The sequence below is a fragment of the Halobacteriovorax sp. HLS genome (assembly GCF_004006665.1).
In the GTDB taxonomy this organism is placed as follows: Bacteria; Bdellovibrionota; Bacteriovoracia; order Bacteriovoracales; family Bacteriovoracaceae; genus Halobacteriovorax.
On sequence record NZ_QOCL01000005.1, the window covers coordinates 1 to 19,003 of the forward strand.

Genomic DNA, 19,003 nt, shown 5'->3' on the forward strand with positions numbered 1-19,003 from the left:
CGCCAAGGGTGAAAAAGGTGATACAGGTCCGCAAGGTCCACAAGGTATAGCTGGTGTTGCTGGGGCCAAGGGTGAAAAAGGTGATACAGGTCCGCAAGGTCCACAAGGTATAGCTGGTGTTGCTGGGGCCAAGGGTGAAAAAGGTGATACAGGTCCGCAAGGTCTACAAGGTATTGCTGGTGTTGCTGGAGCCAAGGGTGAAAAGGGCGACACAGGAGCGCAAGGTCCACAAGGCCTTCCTGGGTTAAATGGTGCCGATGGTGAAGTAGGTCCACAGGGGCCAAAAGGTGAAGATGGTAAAGATGCTAATGTTTCATTAACAGCTGGTGTTGGAATTAAAGGTGAAATCGTTAATGGAGTAGGTGAAATAAGTGTTGATGTGGGAACAGCTGCTGGGCAAGTAGTACAGGTTGGTGCTAATGGAAGAATTCCTGCTTCATTACTACCTGATATCGAAGTTTCCACTAAAGTAGCTTATGTTAAAGATCTTAAGCCAAGCGGAACACATGGTGGAGACTGTACTGCTGGATCGTATGTGAAAAGAGATTTAAATAATCTTTCGGGTGATTCTACTTTTATTTCAATAAATAATAACCAAATTTTCTTAGCTCCTGGTACTTATAGAATTGATGCCAGCGCGCCAGGATATTTAGAAAATATTCACAATGCAAAATTTGTTAATATAACATCTGGAACAACTGCCATAGCAGGAACTTCTGAAAGATCACATACTCTTTACGGAAGTGTTTCTTACTCTAGAATTATGGGAGAGATCACTATTACTGAAGCAAGTACTTTTGAAGTTCAACATAGATGTTCAACTACAAGAAGTATTATTGGATTTGGAGTCGCATCTTCGTTTGGTGAGGATGAAGTTTATACTCAAGTTAAAATTGAAAAAGTAAAATAAAATACACTTATAGACTTTATAGTTAGGTCTACTATAATAGTAATATGATTAACAAATTGATCACATTTTTAATTATATTACTTTCCTTTAAGGCCTTAGCTATTAGTACAGGAAATGGAAGTGATGGTGCTTGTGTTTTTTCAGGCACCTTAAATACATCTACGAAAGATACTTATAATTGCACATCCCTTTCAATTAATTCCGCCGTTACCGTTATTGGATCAGCACCATTAAAAATCTTTGTACAAAGTAATGTCACAATTTCAGGCAGTGGTTCAATTTCATTAAATGGATCTGCCGGTGCAAATGGTGCAAATGGTGGGACGAGTACAGGAGGTACTGCTGGACCTGGCGGTTACGATGGAGGTGGATGTCTTACAACTGCATCATGTGGTGGTTCTGCGGGGGACGCTGGTTCTGATGGAGGATATAACGGTAAAGGACAAGGAGGCTCCAATGGAGTGGGGTCGATCGGTGGTGATGCTGGAGGCGGTGGAGGAGGAGGTGCACGATTTGGTGAAGCAACTCTACCTACTGCAGGTTCAGATTCGCAAGATGATTTGGCCGCACCTGTAAGTGGTGGAGCTGCAGGCACAAGTAGTTATGCTCCGGAAAATAATTTTGAATCTTTACTTACTGGTGGAGCCGGGGGTGGTGCAGGCGGAAGTGGTGATAATAGCGGAACACTCCATTCAAGTGGTGCTGGTGGCGGTGGCGGTGGCGCTTTGAGAATTGTTGCTGGTGGAGATATTGTCATAGAAGTTGGAAGAACTATTTCTTCAAATGGTGGAGCAGGTGGTGATGGTAGTGGAAATGTTAGTGGCGGCGGAGGTGGCGGCGCTGGTGGAGCAATCTTCTTACAGGCCAAAGGTGATATTAAAAATAATGGATCTATAACAGCTACAGGTGGAGCTGGTGGGGATGGAACATTTGCAGCTAATGATAATGACGGTGGAAATGGTGGAAGTGGGAGAATCAGATTAGATGACGCCGATGGTATTATAACTGGAACAGGAACTACAAACCCAGCTTCGGTTAATAAGGTTATAGCTTCTGACTTATTCCAAAATTATAATTCAGATATCAAGTGTGGAACTATACCTTTTAAAGAAAAGATAGAGATAAAAAGAGCTATTCTATCTAGCATTTCAATTTTTCTAATAATTTATTTGATATCGTATGGATGTCTTTACATTGGTCATTTTAATTTCAGAAGAATCTTTTTTAGCTGAATATGACTCGTAACCAAGTCCAATAGAAAAACTATTTTTGAAATAGACTCTCTGATCAATCTCCATATGAGACAGGTCTCCTAAAGAGTATAGTCCTGTTGTTTCATTTTTCATTGAGAATAAATTATACCTAAGCTTAACTGCAAGAGGGATACCTAAAGAAGAGTTCTTTTCTTCTTGAATATTTCCCGATGATCTCAAATACGAAGTATACGAGTTAATTGAAGCTCCTATGGACAGCTTTAAGCGCTGATCGAAAAAGAAGCGTCCATAAATAGATTGAAAAGATAAGACGCCATAGGAAAGGTCATTATATACTTGACCTGAAAATCTTCTAAGAGTTGTTTCAATGGAGCTTTTTTGATTAAAGATATGAAAATTTCCAAGTTTGAAAGATGAAAACACAATGCCATCAGCATTAATAGAGTAGGTTGAATAAGATTGTTCAAAACTGGATGAAAGTACTTCATATTGAAAAAAGAAATTAGAACTAGATAGAAGCGAAGTTTGTCTTCTTTTTCTTTTCTTTTCTTGTTTTTCTCTCTTAGTTTTAGTGGATTTTTTTATTACCTTTTCTTCTTTAATTAAAAACTTTCTTACCGTACTTTCACTTTCATAACCAAACTGATTCTTAGCAACTATTTTCCAGTAATATTGTCCCTGTGATAAACGGATATTGTACTTATTTGTTTCAATTGTTCTTTTTACATATAGTTTACTAAAATTTTTATTCTTAGAAATTAGTAGAGAGTACTTTAGAGGGCCTTGATGAGCTTTCCATTTAAAACGAATAGAACTTCTTTTTCCTTTGAAAAGAGCATGATTTTTTGGAAGTAGAAGCTTTGTACTGGGAACTTCTTTATATATCCTTGGAAGCGAGAAAACTATTTTTGATAAGTTTGAAAATTCACTTTGCCTATCCCAGTGGTCTATTGTTGCAATTCTCCAAAAATATGTACCTTCTCTTACAGAGTTGAGAGTATAGGAATTACTGTCTAACGTTACGGAGAGTATTAATTCGTTTAAGTTCTTATCCTTATATATTTCTAATATATAGTTTTTGGAATTTTCTACATCTTTCCAAGTTATTCTTGCAGATGTGTTTAGCTCACTCGCAGAGGCAGATGGAATGAGTATATTTATTAAGTTAAGTATAAAATCTTTTGCTTTTTTTAAAATACTATTTACTTTAATTTCAATATTAAGATCTTCAATAACTGGTCTTGATGGCGCAGGTGTAGGTGTTATAATAACTTTTTGAGGAGAGCTAAAAGTTTCTTTTTGATTTGGGTAGATTACCTTTGTTCTCCAGAAGTAGTCTCCAATTGTAGGGAAAGTAACACTGGAGTTATTAGAGAATGTTTCCTTCGTAATAATGACTTCATTAAAGTCACTTGTTTTGGAAACTTCTAGAAAGTACTTTGGTCTTTCATTATTAAACTTACTAGATTCTTTCCATTTAAATGTGACTTTTTCTTTAGGTTTAGAAAGAACTATTTTAGTACCTGCTTTTGGAATAAAGTTTGAGTTATCAATAAGATCAACTTTAAATGTTATAGTTTTCGAAAAGGCTGTTTCTCTAGATAGTGAATCTAGTTGTCTTACTCTGTAGTGATATGTACCAGTAGACTTTGGTGCCCATAGGAGAACGTTGCTTGAAATTTTTTGTTCAGATACAAGTGTTTTAAAATCTATATCTTTTGATATCTGTACATGATAATTTGCAGCTCGTTCACCAGTCCATCTAAATGATGATTTAGTTTCCCCAAAAAGAGTTATTATTTCATTGTTCTTAGGGGTAGAAGGAATAGGTGCACTTGGGAGAAATGGCTCCGATAAATCAAAATCTCTATATTCACTCCAAGCTTGACTCGTTGGTCTGATTCTCCACTTATATGATCCTGCTGTTGAAAGAGAGAGGCTTGTAAAGTTAGAATTAAGATTTTTCTTTTCGACGATCTCAGGGCCAGTTAACTCAAAATCGAAGCTATTGAAGTGTTCATCTTTCCAATTAAAATGAACTACTTTTGATTCATTGTTTAATATTAAAATCTCTTCTGCTTGAGGCTTCTCTAGATAAGTCGTGGTTTCTGGTAAGACACGAAACATTCTTAGTCCACTTTCTTTTTCCTTTGAAGAAACTTTCCAGTAATAAACTCCCGGTCTTAGCTTTGTGTTATTTTTTGTGATCTTATATTTCTTAAAATTTGAATACTTAGAGATGAAGACTCTCTCTTCAGTTTTATTTGAACTAGACTTCCAATCAAAAGATATTCGTTCTTGTTCTCTTAGAATGGAACCATTAATAGGAAATAAAAGATTAATTGGAGACTCGTCTATATTTAGTTTTCCATTTTTCTTGCTAAGAAGCTGTCCTTGCTTTAAGGAAATTGCATTTCCCTTATCCTTAAGGATTACTTCCCCTTTAATAATCTCAATTTTCGACTTCCCGTCTTGCTTCGTAATTTGTAGTTGTGCGTCTTTTGAGCTTAGTTCAACTTCTTCGCCTCCTAAGTCCACTTTAATCTTCTCATTGGTATTACTTAGATCTGCCAGGATTAATCCATTTTCAATATTTATTCCTGTTTGCTCACCTTGAGACTTCAATGAAATAAGAGAGTTTGGTGTTACATGAATCTTGGCCCCTGACTTGAGCTTAATCTCAGCGCTGGAGTTATTATATGTAAATATTTGATCATTCTCATTGAGCGCCTCTCCTGAGCGAGTATTTATCCAATGATAATTAAAAGATTTCTTGGTCTTTACCGTATTATTCATCTGGATAACTTGAGCTATAGAGTCGGCTTTTAGTGAGTTAGTTACTATCTGATCAGAAAGTAAAGAGTATAGACTCGCAAGAAAGATGCAAAGAAGAAGGGGGAAAAGAATGAAATCTAGCCGATTTGTATTCATATTTTCTCTTAAGGAGGTTTTTCCCTCCTTTAATTTTTCAGGACTTAGAGAGATAATCTATATGAATATATTAATTGAGAGGCAGTGATTTGAGTAGAAGGGTAGTTTTTCCGCTAAAATTAAAATTGATTCTAATAATGGCCATTTTGATTGGTGGATCAATTGCTGTGTATGCTCTTTTTGCGATGGATTTATTTCAAAAAGATAAGTCTGCTTATATATATGGAACAAATAAATCTACCAATGAATCATTTTCATCTCAAATTGTTAATGAATTAGATAGAAATACAGAAAGGCTAAAGCTGCTAAGTGTTTTACAAAGAGATAAAGTAAAGGATTTTTTAAATAGCTTTAAAGGGTTTTATTCGATTGAAATATCTGATTCTTCGGGGCGTGATGACAAGTTTTATAGCGTCGCTTATATAGAAAAAGAAAATATATCACTTGATGAATTTAAAGAGATAAATTCGAGCTATGTAAATTCAAAAGATATAGAAGTGATAAAAGATCAGCAAATTCAGTATCTTCGAATTAGAGTCAATTATAATGAAACGAGAGTAATTGCTAATATATCTCTGTCTGCATTTTTAAAAATCTCTTCTCAATTTCCTCTCTATAATTCCTATATTCTAGACTTAGATGGAAATGAGTTCTGGTCTAGTCAATCAGATCATGAATCACTATTTTCAAAGGAAATTCTACAAAATAAAGTAAGTAGTGCTGTCTTTGAAGTTGAAGGGCATGAAAAATATATTTTGGCCTATAAGATTGAAGCGAACAGAAACTTTATTTTCGTATCAAAGATTAAGAAAGAATTTGCATACAAAGTTAATACATACTTAATAAATAAGTCTAAAGTATTTGGTGTTGTAATATTATCATTAGCAGGACTTATTGCTCTACTCTTTTCTCGTTCGTTGACCTCTCCTTTGGAATCTTTATATAAGCTTACTCAGAAATTTTCTAACGGTGATTTTGGAGAGTCTGTAGCTGTAACATCTAGAGATGAGATAGGATCCCTTGGAGAGTCATTTAACTTTATGAGTAAGGAAATTCTTCGCTACATGAAGCAAATGGAAGAAAAAGCCAGGCTCGAGGCCGAGGTTAAAACTGCTAAATATGTTCAATCGACTTACTTTCCTGAAGATAGGATCGAATTAGAAAAAGCAAATATATCTTCTTTTTATACTCCTGCTGCAGAATGTGGTGGTGATTGGTGGGGTTATATTGAGTTTGAAGACAAATTAATTGTTGTGATTACAGATGCTACTGGCCATGGTGTTCCTGCTGCACTTTTAACTGCAACAGCACATTGTTGTCTCGAAAATATTAAAGAGATTTCAAAAACAAATAAAGAGCTGATTGGGTCTCCTTCAAAAATCCTCGAATTTATGAATAAGTCTATCCAGTGTTTGGATGGAAAGCTCCTTATGACAGCATTTTGTTGTGTTATAGATTATAAGGAACAATACATACTTTATTCAAATGCTTCTCATAACCCTCCATTCTTATTTAATGGGGACAATGAGCCTTCTAAGAAAAGCTTCGCCCCTCTGTTAAATGCGAATGGACCTCGCTTAGGGCATAAGGAAGTAGGAGAATATGAAGATCTAAGTATTGCCTTTAAAGATGGTCAAAGACTCATTCTTTTTACTGATGGTATTCTAGAATCAACAAATTCAGAAAAGACCGAATACGGACAAAGAAGATTTCTAAAATCAATAATTAATAACTCTACAAAAACAAATTTCCTCTTTAAGAAGAGTGTTATTGATGAAGCATGGGCATTTTATGATGGAGAGCCGATCAATGATGATGTAACTTTTTTAAGCGTTGAATTTGGATCTCGACCGACCAGTATATCTGTTGACCTTGAAAATGAAGAGCTTGTGAATAGCATCAAGAATATTTCCGGACTGCTTCTCGCTGATCTCGTAAATGCAGACTTTATAGTTACGGATAAGCTTACAGAGATCCGCGATAATACGTTCTATGTATCAACGTTATCAGATGAAGAAAATGTCTTAAATGTCCTTTGTAAGCCTGAATTGAATCATTTGGTGGGGGGGAATGCTAAAAGAATAGATCTAGAACTCCAAAATAACTTTCAACAGTACTACAATTTTAAGGGAATAAAAAATTATTTAAATAATAAGAATATTGAAGAAATAGTCTTCAAGAGTAAGGCCGACTTTTTGGCAGTTAATAAATGTATTGAAGAATTTGAATATAGAAATTGTTTTCAAAGTCCTGTCGATTATCTGAAAATTATATCAAATGAATTGCTGACCAATGCTCTTTATCATTCTGGAGAGGGGGAGGTCTTTGAGCAACGTTCAACCAGTGAAAGAACAGAAGATATACAATTAACAGATAATGAAATGATTAGTTTTAAATTGGGGTGTGATGATAATTATTTGGCCATTTCAGTTAAAGATAGTACAGGTAAACTGACTAAAGATATTCTCGTGAAAAGCTTGATTAGAAGTTTTGAGTCCAAGAAGCACGAAGATAAGAAGGGCGGAGCAGGCTTAGGCTTGTATTTAGCTTACTCTTACTCCAATCAATTCATCCTTAATACTGTAAAGGATGTGTCGAGTGAAGTGATATGTATTATAGACGTAAATAAAAGATTTAAACTATATAAGGAGAGAATAACTTCTTTCCATTATTTTGAACAAAAGGGTTCTTAATGAGCGATAAATTATCAATTAATATTAAAACCGAAAATGAAGCAGTAATAGTTCTTTTTAAGGGACCAATTGATGAAGACTCAAACTTTGACGAGATTTCGAAAATAACAGGAACTACCGTTACTTTTGATTTTAATGAAGTAACCTTAATTAATTCTTGCGGTATTAGAGAGTGGGTTAACTTTATTGAGAAACTTGATTCATCTACAACTTTCTCATACATAAATTGTCGTCAAATAGTTATCGAGCAAATAAATATGGTAAAAGGTTTTATTAGGGAAGGCGCGAGAGTCGATTCTTTTTATGCTCCTTATTACTGTGAAGGGTGTGATCAGGAGTTTAAAATTCATTTGAAGTATACTGATGTCACAAATCAAGAGGCTCCATCAGTTAAGTGTACAAACTGTGAAGATACAGAGCTTGAATTTGATGCAATTGAAGCCCAATATTTCCAATTTATAAAATGAGACTGTGATGAATAAATATGCGTTAATTGATCAGATTTTTGAAGCGGTAATAGTAGTCGATAGTGTTGGAGGTATCCTACATTTTAATCATATGATGCCGACTTTATCTAAACTACCTCCTCGAAAACTTAGTAAAATGGAAAATATAACTGACATGTTTGCAAGCTTAGATGGAAAGATTGATATTTCATCTGAAATTAAAGAGTGTTTAGAATCTAAGAAAACAATAGTAAGTAAAGAAGGTGAGATCCGATTCAGTGGTTCAAATGAGATTGCAAATGTTGTTTTAAAGCTCATACCTTTAGAAAATGAACTTCTCATTTGTATTAATGATTTGTCTATAGAGAAAAACCTTTTTAATAAATACAAAACTCAAGTCGCTGAGTTAAAAGATTCTTATAAGAAGCTTATTCACGCAGACAAATTGAAAAGTCTAGGGGAGTTAACGGCGGGAATATCTCATGAAATTAGTAATCCTTTAACAATTGCATCAGGAAGTACTGAGCTATTAGAGATTTTCCTTGAAAGTGGTTTACTTGAAGAAAATATGGAAGAGGTCACTGAAGCTATTGAAAATATACAGTCTTCTTTATTACGAATTAATAAGATCACTCTGAATATGAAGAAGTTTGTCTATCAGGATGATGAAAAAAAGGAATACTTTAATTTGGCTTCAGTTATTTCTTCTTCTATTGATTTAGTAAAGCCTTCTTTTGATAAGGAAGACATAGAAATTGAATTTAAGGAGTTGAGTCCTGGAACAATTGGTTTTGTGAATGAACTAGGAATTGAACAGGTTCTTGTAAATTTACTAAAGAATTCTTTAGATGCATCAAGAAATAGTAGTTCTAAATCAGTTACGGTGGAGCTTGATACGTCTAAAGATGGAGAGTCTGTCTTTATAAGAGTTAAAGATCTTGGACATGGTATTAGCGACGAAAATATTGATCAAGTTTTTAATCCATTCTTTACAACAAAAGAAATGGGGGAAGGAACTGGTATGGGACTTTCGCTTTCACGTCAAATTATTGAAGCACATCAAGGAACACTTACGTGTATTTCAAATGGTTCTAAAGGTAGTACGTTCACTATAGAGTTGCCTGGTGTTGAGTTAAGTAGTTATCTAGAGAATGAGTCACAAATTTCTAACTTAGAAGGAGCTTCTGAATTAAAGGTTCTTGTTATTGATAATGAAGTTAGTGTTTTAAACTTATTTAGCTCTCTTTTTAAGGACGAAAACTTCTCTGTTATTGGTTCTAGTAAGCCTTCTGAGGCCTTGAAACTTATAGATAAAGTTGCTGTCGATATAATTATCGCCGATTACAATATGCCTGAATTAAATGCAACGCAATTAGCAACAGAGATTCGCTCAAGACATATAGATACACCAATTGTATATTTAACATCGAAGGATTTTAGCCATAAATTTGATGAAGATAAAAATAAGCTTCAAATCTCTTCTCTTGTGCTTAAGCCTTTTACTAAACAATCAGTCTTAGATGCTATTTATAAAATCACCGGAGATTCTAGTGAAAACTTATAATGTCCTAGTTATTGATGATGAAGAAAAGATTTGTAAGATCATTAGAATTTTTCTAAATCTATCTCCTAAGATTAAAAATGTTGTAATTGCTAAAGATTCTATTGAAGGTATGCTTAAATTAAATAATCAAGAGTTCGACTTAATTATAGTCGATAAGAATATGCCTAATAAGTCAGGTCTCGAGTTCGTTGAAAATCTAAGAAAATCCTTAAAGCATCAAAAAACAAAAATATTGCTCATTTCCGGTTGTCTCACAAAAGAAGATACTCTTATTGCAATGAAACTAGGAATTAAAGAAATATTAGTGAAGCCATTTAATCGTCAGAGATTAATGGAAAAGCTAGATGGAATTTTAGTTTCTTCGTCTATAGAATAAAATGGCCCAGTTATTAGACAAATTGGGCGCTTTTTCTTAAGTTTTCGAATTTTCAGTGCTACATTTAATTATATTATTTTATGGAGCCGTAATGATGGAGTTTGTTAATAGTTTTTGGAAGTATCTTGTTATATCAGCACCTTATCTGATTTTTGGCTTACTCATTGCAGGCTTTATCAAATCCTTTATTTCAGAAAAAATGCTTCAAAAGCTATTGGGTGGAAATGGAATGGGAAGTGTTGTTAAGGCGGCATTATTTGGTATTCCTCTTCCTCTATGCAGTTGCTCTGTAATACCTACTGCTGCACAGCTTAAAAAGAGTGGTGTAAATAACGGCGCTACGTCATCTTTTCTTATCGCAACTCCAGAATCTGGTGTTGATTCTATAGCAGTAACATATGCATTAATGGATCCATTTATGACTGTGATAAGACCTGTTGCGGCATTTTTCTCAGCTTTCTTTGCAGGAGCTTTACAGCTTATTTTTAATAAAGATGGTGGTGAAAAAATAGAAGAAGTTAAGAGTTGTTGTGGAAGTAAGAAAAATAAGGAACCTGAAAAACTAACTTTCACGCAAAGAATTAAGGTAATGGTTTCTTATGCTTTTAATAACCTTTTAGACGATATGGTTCTGTGGCTTCTATTCGGTATTGTTGTTGGATCAATTGTAGATATTTTCGTTCCTTCCGACTTCTTTGCAACAATGGGAGTTAATGGACAAAAGGCCTTAATTCTAGCAGTTGGCATACCTCTATATATTTGCGCCTCGGCAACGACTCCAATTGCGGCTAGTTTGGTTCTTAAAGGAATGTCTCCTGGTACAGCATTATTAATTCTTCTTGTGGGGCCTGCCACGAACCTATCTAATATAATGGTGATGCAAAAGTATATTGGTTTAAAAGGAATAGGGATTAATATTTTCTCTATCGCTGTTGTTGCTTTAGGTATGAGTTATTTTACAGACTTCTTCTATAACTTTTATGATATCAACGTAAACTTTAAACTTACAGCTGCTGGGCATGAGCATATTCATTATGGAATGATGGATAATTTCTTTGCCGGTATATTCTTATTACTTCTCTTAAGAGGAATTTTTAGAACTAAAGTTAGTCCTCTGTTAACAAAGAAAGTGTCAGTTAATTAGTAGGAATCGAGAAAAATATGAAAAGTATTATCTGTATTGCCTTTATACTTTTTAGTCTTCCAAGTTTTGCGCAGGTAAATAGTCTTTTTGGTCCATCTGTAAGAGAAGGAAGGTCCGAAATATACTTTGGTTTTCTCTCTAGTAGTAGCTTTAAATTGAAGGGCGCTAGTGGTGGAGAGTTAAATGCCCAGAATGGATTTGGTGGAATAATTGAGGGCGGTTATAATTTAACTAAGAGGCTATACTTTGGAATGCTCTTTTCTATGCATAATGTGAATTATCGCTCAAATGTAACTTTAGATAACTCCAATGAAGATAGTTTTATTTCTGATCTTCTCTTTAGCTCAGTCGAGTTCACTTCTAGATTTAATCTTCTACCAACAACTTTTACTCCTTATGTAGAGGGGAGTATGGGGATAACTCATATTAACTCAGGAGTTCCAAGTGGTCAGGAAGTGAACAGATGTTGGTGGGATCCTTACTATGATAAGCAAGTATGTGAAACACAGTATCCTAATGAGACTAAAGTTGCTTTTTCCTATTCCGTTGGTGCTGGTATTCACTATGAAATAACCTCTCGAGCAAATATTCAGCTTGCTGCTAGATATCGTTTTATTCAATCGGCATTTAACGACAACTTTCCAGAACTTTTTAGCTTTGGACTTTCTCTGGGTTATATTATTCCTTAGCGCTTAGAAAGCGTATGAGTAACTGAGTACTGCTCCAAGAATCTTAGTCGTTGTCTTGTACTTTGTACCACTTAAAAGAGTAGGAGGGGACTCGGTGCTTTCAACTGTAGACATTGAGGCTGAGCCACTGAAAGAGTGACCCTTATCACCCCCAAAAGAGAAGTTGAAAATATTTTCTAATCTACTTTCCTTATTACTCGAAAGCACCATTGTATTGAAGATAAGATTTGTAAAATCGAAATATCCATCTATGTAATAACTTGATGTTACTCCTAGGGTTAGTTTTTTAAATTTAAATTCAATAGTACCAACTATTTTTGCTGGATTATAAGTTGCAACATTTTCTCCAGCACCACTTCCTCCTCCAAGTTCTTCTTTAATTTGGTTTACATCTTTTACATAACCAACTTCTATGTGAAAAACTTTGTTGGAGTAACCTATACCGATTCCATATCTTGGCATATCAAATTTATTATTCACGGGTAGACCTAGGGATGTACCTTCCTGTGTAAAGCTAGAAGACTGATAGAAGAGGCCGAAGTCTAATCCTGCTGTAAATTTTATACCACCAGTAATTGAAGTTAGGGTGGAGTTAGTGTCTGTATTTGTTTGAGTTATATCATTAGAGACACGAAGAAAACTAAGTCCAAAATTATTTAAAAACCCCACTGCAGCTTGAGCTAACATTAAATCAGAAGTCGTTGATACCTGCTGTACTGCTCCACTTTGATTAACATTATCATCTTTTGTTCCTGTTCCGATTTCTGCTGAAAGCTCAGTAGTAATTCCTTTGCCGCCCTTTCCTCCATAGAAAAGACTAAGGTTTGTTATATCAATTTCAGATGTTGAGCTTCCGTTGGGTACCACTTGTTCCTTATCAACAAGGTCTTTCTTTATCATTGCTGCAAAAGTTCCGGCAGGTCTTTGTGAAATAACAGCAGGATTTAGAGCTCTCATTTCTTTGAACATTGAGGCCGAAGAAATATTGGCCAGAGATTGATTAGCTGAAAATACCAAGACTGGTAAAATTAAGAAGGAAAGTTTCATTAGCGACCTTTGATATATTTTCTTATCATTTTAACAAAGAATTATCTTTGCAAAAATACTAAAATAATTACCTTATCTCTAGTCGAGTTAATCTTCTTATCCTTCAATAATTTTGAGTGAAAAAGATTATTTTAGTCTGGTTTTATTTCTAGTCGTTTGAATACGTATCCACAAACTTTTTAATATCTTCTACGTGCTCTAAAATATACTTAGCTTTTGAGATGCCAAAACTAACTACTGTTCCGTATTTTTCGACTTCATTACCTTCATCATCAACTTTATATATTTTAAAAATTTTATTACCTTTAAATTCTTCTACTGTGAAATCGTGAGGTGCAAGTTCCTTGCTCATATGTGTCTCCTTATATTTATTTCCTTTATAAGTATATATTTTGTGATACTTTTGTTCTATGACAATTTTAATATATTTAGGGCTTGGAATATTCTCTGGAGTTCTTTCTGGAATTTTTGGAATAGGTGGAGGGCTTGTAATTGTTCCGACTCTTCTTTATTGCTTTAAATTGTTAAATTTTCCTCTCGAACACTCTATGCACATGGCCATAGGGACCTCTCTTTCTATTATACTAGTAACAGTTTCAAATTCTATGTATGGACATCATTTAAATAGGAATATCGAATGGTCTGTAGTTAAGAAATTAGTTCTTTCAATCGTCACTGGGGCCTTCTTGGGGAGCTTTGTCAGTAAAGAGCTCTCAGCTAAGACCTTAGAGATTATATTTTCAATATATGTGGTACTAGTGTCTTTGAAAATGTTTGCAGATGTGAAGGTAGACAGAGACTTTAAAAATACATCTTCTGTTTTATATGGAATTGTTGGGTTTATTATTGGGTTTAAATCAACAATACTTGGAATAGGTGGAGGGACTATTAGTATTCCTTTTCTCACATGGAGAGGACATAAAATGAAAAAGGCTGTTGGAATATCAGCTTCTGTAGGGATTCCGATTGCTTTGGCCGGAACGTGTAGCTACATTTATAATGGATTACAAGTTGATAATTTACCCGAATATAGTCTTGGTTACATATATCTACCTGCTTTCATCGGAGTAATCTTAACAAGCTCATTTTTTGCAAGAATAGGAGCTAAAATATCAAATAAATTGCCTCAGACTCAAATGAAAAGGGGATTTGCTATTTTCTTAATGGTGGTAGCGGTAAAGATGATTCTCAAAAATCTCGAAGCTTAGTAAATTGATTTTTCGGAAAGAGTTGTGAACATTTCCATGGCCTTGATCCCAAGAAGGGAGTTACCTGTTTCATCTAGCGCTGGTGACCAAACGGCAATTGACATCTCATTTGGAATGACTCCAACAATGCCTCCGCCAACTCCTGACTTCGCAGGGATACCAACTCTATAGGCGAAATCCCCAACAGCATTATATAATCCACAAGTCATCATAACTGCATTAATACGTTTATTTTGACTAGTTGTTAACACTCTTTCGTGGGTCCACGGGTTACATCCACTCGTGCTAAATAGACGAAAAGATCTAGCAAGGTCTACCGTAGTCATCTCTATGGCACATAAACCACTATATGTTTTTATAAGGTGGTCAACATTTGAATTTATATTATTGTAACTCTTCATAAAGTGAGCGAGGGCATAGTTTCTGTCAGCACACGATATTTCTGATTCTTGAACATTTCTATTAATAACAATGTTTGGATTACCGCTTATAGACCTTACAAAACTTAATACTTCATCGAGCGGATTGTCGAAATGTTGGAGAAGTATATCAGTTACAACAAGTGCTCCTGCATTTATGAATGGATTTCTAGGAATCCCATTTTCATTCTCAAGTAGAACAAGTGAATCAAAACGATTTCCGGAAGGCTCTCTTCCTAATCGCTTCCAAAGATTTTCTTTTTCGAGTTTGTAAGCTAGAGCAAAAGAAAAAACTTTTGAGATACTTTGTATTGAAAATAATCTTTCAGCATTACCAATTGTGTATTCGTCACCTTCGTTAGTACAGACAGATATTCCAAGTTGGTCAGGCGTTACTTTTCCCAGCTCCGGTATATAGTTGGCAACAGAGCCTTCACCTAGGGTTGGTTCTAGTTCGTTATAAATTTTTTCAAGAATTTCTGCATAGTTCATATATATACTTATATTTTATTTCTAAATGAAAGGAAAGGCTGAGTTAACATTATTTTCCTTTATTGTAAGAATATAGGAAGCGATGACCAACTCTTCTCTATATTCTTGATTTTTCTTAAATGTACATGTTCATCAAGTGAGAATAAGTAGGACTCTATAATATTAGTCAAAATATGGTAAGAACAAAGATTGCTAAGTATTCCACTTCCTTTTGAGGGAGCAAAGAGTGAGATTGCAGCACTCTTTTGAAGAAGTCCATATTTACGATCTGTTAAGAGAATAGAAGTGATTTCTTTGGTTAAGAGAGTATTTAGGAATTCAAAGCTCTCAGTAAGCTCTTTGTTTACAGATATTAGAATCACTAAATCACTTGAGGTTGCATTATGAAGTTCAAATTCTTTAGAGAATCCAACATTATCAAGTTCAATAACTTCTTTTCCAAGAAGCTCTAAATTATTGGCAAGCTTTCTAATTATTGGTTTTAACTGTCCTATACCGATGATAAAAATTCTTTTAGATGAGTAAATATTCTTGGCCACTTTAAATAAGTCATCTTCTTTCAATGAGCTTTTTAGCTTTGCAATATTATTAACTTCATCATCAAGTATTGCATCTAGGATTGAGTTCTTATCTGTTCTCTTTAAGAAATTTTCTGCTTGTATTGTGGGTGAACTTTCGTCTTTGTATAAAGACTCAATTTCCTTTTTCAACTGGGGGAAACCTTTGAAGTCTAGCGATTTGGCCATTCTAGTTAAAGAGGAAAATGAGATATCAAACTTGTGGCAGATTTCTTGTCCTGATAGAAAGGAATTTGACTCGAGGTCATTCAGTATAGACTGAATAACCCTGAGTTGCTTTTGAGGAAGGTTAGAGTTATTAATACGTTCTTGAATATTCATCTAGATGTATACCTTTGAATTTATTTTATTTTCTTCTAGCTTTATAGGCATTAGTAGATAGAACCAGTCTTCGTGCAGTATATCTTCACTAAGCTTTGGTGAATGTGGGTCAATTTTTGAGGAGCTCGAAAGAATTACTGTCGGTTGTTCCGGGCTGGAGATAAGAATCGCTAGTCTTTCTCCTGCAAATTTAGACATGTATTTTGCATTGAACGCGAGAGAAGTTTCATTAATTGTATTACCTATCTTAATGAATGCATTTGACGAATCAGTGTAGTCTAGAATCATTGTCACTTTTTCCTCGGTAGTTTCGAGGCTTGCAAACCAAGTCGGAATCTCAAGTATCACTTTACGTGCACTTTTTAATGGTAAGATTTTTTTCCAGTCTGGGAATTCAATACTTGCTTCAATGAGTTCTCCTGTTTTCGCTTTATCACTTAGGAATGTTTTATTTGCTCTGCTCATTTCAAACGGATTTTTAGTTGCAAAGAGTACGTGAGAGTTTGTTGCTACTACATGTCCAGAATGATCAAAGTGAATAGATCTTAATCTGTCATGTTTAGGACTTTCTGTATTTGTACTAGCAAAGTTTGTTACAAAGTTTAGTGTGTGTTCCATTAGTTCTCCTGGGATATTTGTTATCAGTTATTTGATGTAATGAAAATATTTTTTCAGAAAGGAGCTGTAAAGTATGAAAAATACATTAATTGTGATTTTCACAAGACGTTGTAAGTTGCTAATTTCTGGAACAGGGGGAGTGTATACTGAAAACTAACGTTAGAAGTTAGGTGTGGTTTTTTCAAAGCAGGTAAAGGTGAGGGGGTCAATGATTAAGAGAGCCAATTAAGCTCTCTTAAAATCATCTGGAGACCAATTACTTAATTATATTTACCTTAGTAATGTCTAGCTTTTCATCATAATCTAGTTTTAGTTTCCAGTTAAAGCTATTTCTTTTTGAACTTGATGGGTAGATAACTATAGAATATTCTCTTTTATTTTTTTTCGAAAAGACGATATCTTTATCAATTGTTAATGTGACTCTGGCCATTGTATCGTTCACGTATTCAACTTCTTGAGATGGAGTATAGCTCCAAGGAGTGTTGATACCTTCCTTGAAAATGTTTAAGGCGAGGTTTCTTGATACTGGACGAATATTAAACTTACCATCTAAGCAGTTCCCATAGAACGTCGTGAAGCTAATTTCAAGATCTTGTGTTGTTTCAATTTTTTTCGTGTTTACGATATAGTTTATAGTTTTAAATTTTTCTATTTTACAAGAAGCTGCTACTTGCGGCTCAAGTGAGAAGTTAGTGTTAGCAAGTATAGTCGATGAGAATGCGAAAAGAAGAAATGAAACTATTTTCATGTTTTATTACCTTTGTTTGTTAAAAAATATTGTAATAAGTACTAACTTTCGGGTTAAAAAATGTAAAGAAGGTATAGAAAAATGATCTAGTTAGCTTTTAGAAAAGAATAAAAATATCGTAATGGATAGCTTGTGATTACAAGTTTTACCTCGTTAGAAAGAGTGTAACTGATTGAAAAAAATACATTTTTAATATAGTTTTTCTTGCAATGTGATACTTATTTCTTTCTTTTAGATTTGGAGGCATTGTGAAAATCATAATAGTTAATTTGTTTCTTATATTAAACTATTCGATAGCGGCATTTGAGGGTACTGAGATTACTCTTTTGAAAGATGTTGAAATGAAGTCGTCTAGCTATTTAGGTGAAGAAGTATATTTTAATAAGAAGCACCTTGTTTCTGTAAAAAGGCCTGGAGTTCTTAGTTTAGATGAAAATGGGTCATCGATGTGTAATATTTCATTGAGAAGTAATTCATTACATAAGAAGGTTTTTCCTAAAGGAAGTCGGTTTACTATTACGAAATCTAAGGAGTCTTACCCGTCGTTAGGTGATTTCATGATGGCATCTTCTTCTTATCTCATTGAGACTGAGTCAAATGAATTTCCTGGTGATACTAGCTTAAGTATAGATTGTTTCTCGAATAGGGTTTTAGTTGTTAGAAGCTTTAACTATAAAAAGGTGAAGAAGACTCTTAGAGGGTTATTTCTCTTTGAGAAATAAGAAAGAATGATTATCCTAAACTGTCTTTTCTTTAAATGTATTCCAAAAGTTGTAAAAGCGAGAAGACATGTAACTAAAATAGTACTTAAACCTATGACCATGATTTAATAATGAACTTGCTAGAAGTAAATGAGAATAGTGTTGATGCGTTCGTTTTAAATGTCGAGGCAAGTGACTATAAAGGCTGTGATTATCGAATTAATAATATCTCAATCATTCAAAGATATTCGAAGACCACTGCGAAGAAAATAGGACAATTCGTAAGTTTATGGAAAAGAAATAATCAAGGAGAAACCTGTCCTCTAGATTTAGATGATAAATTTGATTATATTATCATTATTTGCGTAAGGGATAATCTTGTTGGCCACTTTCTATTTTCAAAAGAAGTCTTAGCGGACATGGGTTATATAAGTGATGGGGTTAGAGAGGGCAAGCGAGGCTTTAGAGTTTATCCAAGCTGGGATAGTCCTACATCTAAACAAGCAATACAAACCCAACAATGGCAAATGGAGTACTTTAAAAGTACTGCTACTCTAGACCTAAATGAGTAGTACGGGTCTTCTCGGTTAACAGTGGAACGCATATAATCAAGACCAAAACGATCAAGATAAGCACGAGTATTCAAATCTGATAAAATTCTTTTTACCACAAAACAATTTTACAGGAGAATACTCAATGCTTGAATCACAGATTAACAAATTTCTATCACTTCCAGAACTTAAATTTACTAACAAACGAAATTTATCAAATCATATTATTCAATTTGATGCATATAAGTTTTCTAAATTTGAGGTTTGTCCAAAGTGTGCAACCAAATCGACAAAAGTTCACGATCAGGTCTATGTTCATATTAAAGATATTCCCATTCGAGACAAAACTGTTT

17 protein-coding genes and 2 pseudogenes are annotated in these 19,003 nt (G+C 34.3%); 12 read left to right on the forward strand and 7 right to left on the reverse strand.

Going from position 1 to position 19,003, the window contains the following annotated elements:
- A pseudogene (locus DPQ89_RS09280) lies at positions 1-910 on the forward strand (collagen-like protein); the annotation flags it as partial.
- A 44-nt stretch (positions 911-954) separates the two neighbouring features.
- Positions 955-2,142 carry a hypothetical protein gene (locus DPQ89_RS09285; RefSeq protein WP_127716665.1) on the forward strand — a complete coding sequence of 396 codons (1,188 nt, stop codon included), beginning with the start codon at positions 955-957 and terminating at the stop codon, positions 2,140-2,142.
- On the opposite strand, the gene DPQ89_RS09290 is transcribed toward DPQ89_RS09285, so the two are convergent.
- Complete coding sequence (locus DPQ89_RS09290) at positions 2,068-5,055, reverse strand: FecR domain-containing protein (RefSeq protein ID WP_127716666.1); 2,988 nt, start codon at positions 5,053-5,055, stop codon at positions 2,068-2,070. The two genes, DPQ89_RS09285 and DPQ89_RS09290, sit on opposite strands and share 75 nt — an antisense overlap.
- Positions 5,056-5,192: 137 nt before the next feature.
- Between DPQ89_RS09290 and DPQ89_RS09295 the strand changes: the two genes are divergently transcribed.
- From DPQ89_RS09295 to DPQ89_RS09320, 6 genes are all read left to right on the forward strand, one after another.
- The gene (locus DPQ89_RS09295) at positions 5,193-7,748 is read left to right on the forward strand and encodes a SpoIIE family protein phosphatase (protein ID WP_127716667.1); all 2,556 of its coding nucleotides are present in this window, start codon (positions 5,193-5,195) and stop codon (positions 7,746-7,748) included.
- Positions 7,748-8,215 carry a hypothetical protein gene (locus tag DPQ89_RS09300; protein ID WP_127716668.1) on the forward strand — a complete coding sequence of 156 codons (468 nt, stop codon included), beginning with the start codon at positions 7,748-7,750 and terminating at the stop codon, positions 8,213-8,215. Before DPQ89_RS09295 ends, DPQ89_RS09300 begins: the two co-directional genes overlap by 1 nt.
- Positions 8,216-8,222: 7 nt before the next feature.
- A complete protein-coding gene (locus DPQ89_RS09305) occupies positions 8,223-9,758 on the forward strand; it encodes a hybrid sensor histidine kinase/response regulator (protein ID WP_127716669.1) in 1,536 nt (511 codons plus the stop codon).
- Complete coding sequence (locus DPQ89_RS09310; protein ID WP_164848334.1) at positions 9,745-10,134, forward strand: response regulator; 390 nt, start codon at positions 9,745-9,747, stop codon at positions 10,132-10,134. Before DPQ89_RS09305 ends, DPQ89_RS09310 begins: the two co-directional genes overlap by 14 nt.
- A 91-nt stretch (positions 10,135-10,225) precedes the next feature.
- A complete protein-coding gene (locus tag DPQ89_RS09315; RefSeq protein WP_127716671.1) occupies positions 10,226-11,278 on the forward strand; it encodes an SO_0444 family Cu/Zn efflux transporter in 1,053 nt (350 codons plus the stop codon).
- A 17-nt stretch (positions 11,279-11,295) separates the two neighbouring features.
- Positions 11,296-11,967, forward strand: a complete 672-nt coding sequence (locus tag DPQ89_RS09320) for an outer membrane beta-barrel protein (RefSeq protein ID WP_127716672.1) — start codon at positions 11,296-11,298, stop codon at positions 11,965-11,967.
- 3 nt (positions 11,968-11,970) lie between these two features.
- Here DPQ89_RS09320 and DPQ89_RS09325 read toward each other — a convergent pair whose 3' ends face one another.
- A complete protein-coding gene (locus DPQ89_RS09325; RefSeq protein ID WP_127716673.1) occupies positions 11,971-13,014 on the reverse strand; it encodes a hypothetical protein in 1,044 nt (347 codons plus the stop codon).
- 148 nt (positions 13,015-13,162) lie between these two features.
- Positions 13,163-13,366 carry a hypothetical protein gene (locus tag DPQ89_RS09330; protein ID WP_127716674.1) on the reverse strand — a complete coding sequence of 68 codons (204 nt, stop codon included), beginning with the start codon at positions 13,364-13,366 and terminating at the stop codon, positions 13,163-13,165.
- Between the two features lie 58 nt (positions 13,367-13,424).
- On the opposite strand from DPQ89_RS09330, the gene DPQ89_RS09335 reads away from it, so the two are divergent.
- The gene (locus DPQ89_RS09335) at positions 13,425-14,222 is read left to right on the forward strand and encodes a sulfite exporter TauE/SafE family protein (RefSeq protein ID WP_127716675.1); all 798 of its coding nucleotides are present in this window, start codon (positions 13,425-13,427) and stop codon (positions 14,220-14,222) included.
- Here the strand turns inward: DPQ89_RS09335 and DPQ89_RS09340 are convergent.
- The 4 genes from DPQ89_RS09340 to DPQ89_RS09355 all read right to left on the reverse strand — a co-directional run bounded on the left by DPQ89_RS09340 (position 14,219) and on the right by DPQ89_RS09355 (position 17,398).
- Complete coding sequence (locus DPQ89_RS09340; RefSeq protein ID WP_127716676.1) at positions 14,219-15,133, reverse strand: glutaminase; 915 nt, start codon at positions 15,131-15,133, stop codon at positions 14,219-14,221. The two genes, DPQ89_RS09335 and DPQ89_RS09340, sit on opposite strands and share 4 nt — an antisense overlap.
- Before the next feature lie 59 nt (positions 15,134-15,192).
- A complete protein-coding gene (locus DPQ89_RS09345; protein ID WP_127716677.1) occupies positions 15,193-16,032 on the reverse strand; it encodes a MurR/RpiR family transcriptional regulator in 840 nt (279 codons plus the stop codon).
- Positions 16,033-16,650 (reverse strand): hypothetical protein, encoded by a 618-nt coding sequence (locus DPQ89_RS09350; protein ID WP_127716678.1) that lies wholly within the window; start codon positions 16,648-16,650, stop codon positions 16,033-16,035.
- A 256-nt stretch (positions 16,651-16,906) separates the two neighbouring features.
- Positions 16,907-17,398: a hypothetical protein gene (locus DPQ89_RS09355; protein ID WP_127716679.1), complete on the reverse strand. Its 492-nt coding sequence runs from the start codon at positions 17,396-17,398 to the stop codon at positions 16,907-16,909.
- A gap of 248 nt (positions 17,399-17,646) precedes the next feature.
- Between DPQ89_RS09355 and DPQ89_RS09360 the strand changes: the two genes are divergently transcribed.
- The 3 genes and pseudogenes from DPQ89_RS09360 to DPQ89_RS09370 form a co-directional block, all read left to right on the forward strand.
- On the forward strand, positions 17,647-18,120 hold the full coding sequence (locus DPQ89_RS09360; protein ID WP_127716680.1) for a hypothetical protein: 474 nt from the start codon (positions 17,647-17,649) through the stop codon (positions 18,118-18,120).
- A 110-nt stretch (positions 18,121-18,230) separates the two neighbouring features.
- Positions 18,231-18,671 (forward strand): MepB family protein, encoded by a 441-nt coding sequence (locus tag DPQ89_RS09365; protein WP_127716681.1) that lies wholly within the window; start codon positions 18,231-18,233, stop codon positions 18,669-18,671.
- Positions 18,672-18,795: 124 nt separating this feature from the next.
- Positions 18,796-19,003 (forward strand): annotated as a pseudogene (locus DPQ89_RS09370) (hypothetical protein); the annotation flags it as partial.

Excerpts from the sequence above, each read along its gene's own strand:
- DPQ89_RS09345 (WP_127716677.1), bottom strand. The coding sequence starts at position 16,032 with ATGAATATTCAAGAACGTATTAATAACTCTAACCTTCCTCAAAAGCAA.
- DPQ89_RS09335 (WP_127716675.1), top strand. The coding sequence starts at position 13,425 with ATGACAATTTTAATATATTTAGGGCTTGGAATATTCTCTGGAGTTCTT.
- DPQ89_RS09300 (WP_127716668.1), top strand. The coding sequence starts at position 7,748 with ATGAGCGATAAATTATCAATTAATATTAAAACCGAAAATGAAGCAGTA.
- DPQ89_RS09290 (WP_127716666.1), bottom strand. The coding sequence starts at position 5,055 with ATGAATACAAATCGGCTAGATTTCATTCTTTTCCCCCTTCTTCTTTGC.
- DPQ89_RS09320 (WP_127716672.1), top strand. The coding sequence starts at position 11,296 with ATGAAAAGTATTATCTGTATTGCCTTTATACTTTTTAGTCTTCCAAGT.
- DPQ89_RS09350 (WP_127716678.1), bottom strand. The coding sequence starts at position 16,650 with ATGGAACACACACTAAACTTTGTAACAAACTTTGCTAGTACAAATACA.
- DPQ89_RS09355 (WP_127716679.1), bottom strand. The coding sequence starts at position 17,398 with ATGAAAATAGTTTCATTTCTTCTTTTCGCATTCTCATCGACTATACTT.
- DPQ89_RS09285 (WP_127716665.1), top strand. The coding sequence starts at position 955 with ATGATTAACAAATTGATCACATTTTTAATTATATTACTTTCCTTTAAG.
- DPQ89_RS09340 (WP_127716676.1), bottom strand. The coding sequence starts at position 15,133 with ATGAACTATGCAGAAATTCTTGAAAAAATTTATAACGAACTAGAACCA.
- DPQ89_RS09295 (WP_127716667.1), top strand. The coding sequence starts at position 5,193 with ATGGCCATTTTGATTGGTGGATCAATTGCTGTGTATGCTCTTTTTGCG.
- DPQ89_RS09365 (WP_127716681.1), top strand. The coding sequence starts at position 18,231 with ATGAACTTGCTAGAAGTAAATGAGAATAGTGTTGATGCGTTCGTTTTA.
- DPQ89_RS09325 (WP_127716673.1), bottom strand. The coding sequence starts at position 13,014 with ATGAAACTTTCCTTCTTAATTTTACCAGTCTTGGTATTTTCAGCTAAT.
- DPQ89_RS09305 (WP_127716669.1), top strand. The coding sequence starts at position 8,223 with ATGAATAAATATGCGTTAATTGATCAGATTTTTGAAGCGGTAATAGTA.
- DPQ89_RS09330 (WP_127716674.1), bottom strand. The coding sequence starts at position 13,366 with ATGAGCAAGGAACTTGCACCTCACGATTTCACAGTAGAAGAATTTAAA.
- DPQ89_RS09315 (WP_127716671.1), top strand. The coding sequence starts at position 10,226 with ATGATGGAGTTTGTTAATAGTTTTTGGAAGTATCTTGTTATATCAGCA.